General features: G+C 27.7%; 4 protein-coding genes and 1 tRNA gene. 2 read left to right on the top strand and 3 right to left on the bottom strand.

What is annotated here, in order from left to right; all coding sequences use genetic code 11:
• The first annotated feature begins 139 nt into the window (after positions 1–139).
• Positions 140–535, top strand: coding sequence for a hypothetical protein (locus Q0V09_RS08690; RefSeq protein ID WP_297406805.1), 396 nt, complete (start codon positions 140–142; stop codon positions 533–535).
• A 61-nt stretch (positions 536–596) separates the two neighbouring features.
• Here Q0V09_RS08690 and gltS read toward each other — a convergent pair whose 3' ends face one another.
• Positions 597–1,793, bottom strand: a complete 1,197-nt coding sequence (gene gltS, locus Q0V09_RS08685; protein WP_297406802.1) for a sodium/glutamate symporter — start codon at positions 1,791–1,793, stop codon at positions 597–599.
• 154 nt (positions 1,794–1,947) lie between these two features.
• Positions 1,948–2,595 carry a diphthine--ammonia ligase gene (locus tag Q0V09_RS08680; RefSeq protein WP_297406799.1) on the bottom strand — a complete coding sequence of 216 codons (648 nt, stop codon included), beginning with the start codon at positions 2,593–2,595 and terminating at the stop codon, positions 1,948–1,950.
• A 163-nt stretch (positions 2,596–2,758) separates the two neighbouring features.
• On the opposite strand from Q0V09_RS08680, the gene Q0V09_RS08675 reads away from it, so the two are divergent.
• Complete coding sequence (locus Q0V09_RS08675) at positions 2,759–3,775, top strand: AEC family transporter (RefSeq protein ID WP_297406797.1); 1,017 nt, start codon at positions 2,759–2,761, stop codon at positions 3,773–3,775.
• A gap of 107 nt (positions 3,776–3,882) precedes the next feature.
• Here the strand turns inward: Q0V09_RS08675 and Q0V09_RS08670 are convergent.
• Positions 3,883–3,959 (bottom strand) — tRNA-Arg (locus Q0V09_RS08670).
• Positions 3,960–4,066 lie beyond the last annotated feature (107 nt).

Here is a 4,066-nt window from a genome sequence, read left to right as displayed (position 1 = left end):
GTGACTGGAGTTCAGACGTGTGCTCTTCCGATCTTAAAATTATATCATATTTATTATTTTTATACCTTTTAATTTACAAGATTTGCTTTTTATTATAAAAAATATTATAATATACACAATATAATTAAGGAGGAAAACTATGAAAAAATTAATATTGGCATCTTTACTTCTTTTATCTTCTCTATCTTATGCTAGTTGGTGGGGGAATTTAGATGGTGGAGCAAGGGCTGCTATAGTTACTGGTTCTGCTCTTTTATTAGGATCTGAATATAATCAAAGTGATTACAAACATGAACAAGATTTAAAACAACTTGATCAACAAATTCGTAGAGGCTACGAAAGAGAAGCTGTTATTGAAAACGCAAACAGAAAATATAGAAATATTGGTGTGCCATCTTATTTAGCATCACCTAATAATAATACACAATATCAATATCAACAATCTAGAAATAACGGTGTAAAAGTTATTTATTCAGATAGTAGAAGCCAAATTTTACAAATGCCTGATGGAAGAAGAATTATTTTAAATCAATAATTAAATTCTCTACAAAAAATTAAAAAGATCAAATTTCCAATTGTGGAAATTTGATCTTTTTTTAACTAAACATATTTACAAATACTGTTATTATAGATGCATTTACAAAATCTATAAATAAAGATCCTACTAAAGGTAAAGCAAAGAATGCTGTTGGTGATGGCCCATTTACAGCTGTAAAAGATTCCATATTTGCCATTGCATTTGGTGTTGCTCCCATTCCAAATCCACAATGTCCAGCTGACATTACAGCAGCATCATAATCTTTTCCCATTACTCTAAATGTTATAAAATAAGCATAAAGTGCCATTAAAACTGTTTGTGCTAATAATATTGTAAATAATGGTCCTGCCAATGCAGCTAATTCCCATAATCTTAATGACATTAAAGCCATTGCTAAAAATAATTGTAAAGAAATACTACCTATAACATTTATAGCATGTAATGGTAACTCTTTTTTTGCACCATCTACTATATTTCTCATAACAGCAGCTATAAGCATTGGTCCAATATATACAGGTAATACTATTCCTAATTTCCCTGCCATAGGACTTATGAATCCACCAATTCCCATTGATAATACTATAAACACAATTCCTTTAAATAATAAATCTTCACTTAATTGTGTTGTTTCTTCACTAGGACCATTGTCTCCTTCGCTTAAAAACTCTTCTTCTTTATGTCCTACTAAATTATTCTTTTGCATTAATCTTTTTCCTACTGGTCCACCTATTAAGCATCCAGCTACTAATCCGAAAGTTGCTGATGCAATTGCTACAGACATAGCTCCATGAGCTCCTGCAGCCTCTAGTACTGGTCCGAAGGCACCAGAAGTACCATGCCCACCTGTTAGAGGTATCGATCCTGCTGCTATTCCTATTAATGGATTTAATCCAAATACCTTAGCTAAGCTAACTCCTACTATATTTTGTAAAATTACTAATCCAACAGCAACCAACAAAAATGTAAATACTTGAACTCCACCTTTTTTTAACATTTTTAAACTTGCTAAAAATCCTATTGTTGTAAAAAATGATATCATTAGTAAATTTTTTAATGATCCATCAAAATCAAAAATAAATAATTGAGCATTATAACCTATTAATGTAAATATAGAAAAAATTACTCCACCAATTACTGGGGCTGGAATAAAAAACTTTTCAAAGAAATATACTTTTTTCTTTACCCACCTTCCTATCAATAATAAGCAAACTGCTATGGCTAAAGTTTCTGCCATATTAAACTTGTATTCAATCATATTTTTCCTCCTTATTGTTATACTATAAATCCCAACAATAAGATTATACATATTACTTACACTATGTACAAATATAAAAATAATATAACGACTATTTATATTTTATATTAACTATTTATAAAATATATTACATATTTATGCTATATATAGTTAATTAATAAATATTCAGCAAACCTATATTCTCATTTAATTTTATATCTTTAATCTTAAGTTGGACTTCTTTTAAAAATAGAGGTCCATCATATACAATAGTATGATATTCACCATTTTCACCACAAATATCAGCTCCTGTATTTCGTATTTCTTCTATTAACTCTAAATCCAATGTTTGTCCTAAAAATTTAGAGTCCATATAATCTAAATTTATTTTTTTTATCATTGCTTTATAACCTAATAAAATAAACTCTTTCACTAATTTTTCTCTATTTTCTTGCCATAGTGGAAATATAGCTTCAATTCCAATGTTTTTGCATCTATTAGTACACCATTCCCTGTGAGCTTTTATATCAATATCTCCAAAAATACACCCTTCAACTCCTAGTTCTTTCATTGTCTTTAGTGTTGATTCAAAAATACTTTCATAATTATTTCCTTCACATTCAACTAATAACAAAGGGATATCTAAAGCTAACGAAACTTCTTTTAGTTTTTTAATATTAATATTGTGAAACCAAGATTCACCATTTGATTTGTTTACAGTTGTCATTAAAGCAACTGGTTCTAATCCCATGTTTATTGCTCTATCTAAAGATAATATACTATCTTTTCCTCCACTAAATGATACAACAACTTTTTTTACCATATCAGTTCCTCCACTATGTATTTCATAAATTCCTTCTATATATTATAATTAAATATACTTATAAAAACAAGCTATTTTTATTTTTAAAAAAATTTTAACCTATCTTTTTTCTAGATTTTATATTAAAATATTAAAAATATATTTATACAGGAGTACTCTAATCATGAAATTTTTAACAATTTTCAACACAATAATATCTAATAAAAATATTATTGGCGTCATGTCTTCATCTATTTTTATCATGTTTCTTGGCTTTTATTTAGGGAAAAAAAAGCATTTAAAAAGTTCTACTTCTATTCCCTTAGGTGATATTATTCTAACTTTAGCAATTCCAGCTCTTTCTTTTAATGCTTTTATGAAAGATTTTAACAAAGAAATTTTTGTTAATGGTATTAATATTTTACTTTGGAGTTTTCTTATTCATCTTCTTTTAATTGCTTTAGCTGAATTATTTTATTTTAATACACCAAAAGATAATAGAGAAGTTCTTAAAATGATGACTATTTTTGGTGGAGTTACTGTCTTTGGGATCCCCATCGCTCAAGCAATTTACGGAGATGTCGGCGTTATTTATTCCTCTATTTTTTCTATCCCATATAGAATTCTTCTTTATTCATACGGCTTTATTAAGATGTCGGGATTAGAATTTAATAAAAAAAACATCAAATCTATGATATGTAATCCTGTTATTATTGCAACTTTTTTAGGTCTTAATATCTGGATGTTTCAAAAATATTTACCTCAAGTTTCCATTGACAATAATTTATATTCTATTTTTAGAATTGATAAAACTGCTATTTGGTTATATACACCTCTTAGTTATTTAGCACGACTATGCTCTCCTTTAGCTTGGCTTGCTGCTGGATTAAAATTATCTGAAATTTCAATTTTTGAATCAATTAAAAATAAATTATCTTGGCAATTTTCTTTAGTAAAAGGTATAATCTTACCTCTTCTACTTTTATACTTTATTAAATTTTTAAATTTATTTAATATATTACTTGTTTCTAAAAGTGGATTAGGAGTTATTATTATTATGATGGCAACGCCCACTGCATCTGTTATTATTGCCTACTCTTTAAAATATAATAAAAGCCCTATAGTAGCTTCTAATTGCTCTTTTTTATCTACTTTTGTAAGCATGATCACTATCCCATTTTTAATTCTTTTAACACTTTAAAAAATGGACTTATCTGTTGTATATATACTTGAATTTTAAAGGCTTATTTTTTTATAAAAAAAAGAGAAAATATTTAAAAATATTTTCTCTGCATTTGGTCTTTTGTATGGCGTCTCCAAGAGGAATCGAACCCCTAACCCTCTGATCCGAAGTCAGATGCTCTATCCAATTGAGCTATGAAGACACATTTTAGTTTACAACATTTTTATTTATTCGTCAATCTTTAAATTCTTTAATTTTACAAAAAATAAAAAAATGGCGCTTCTTGCTGGGCTCGAACCAGCGACAACA

Origin of the sequence: uncultured Cetobacterium sp., assembly GCF_947039425.1 — a bacterium.
Classification (GTDB): domain Bacteria; phylum Fusobacteriota; class Fusobacteriia; order Fusobacteriales; family Fusobacteriaceae; genus Cetobacterium_A.
This window is presented reverse-complemented; position numbering and strand designations above follow the sequence as displayed.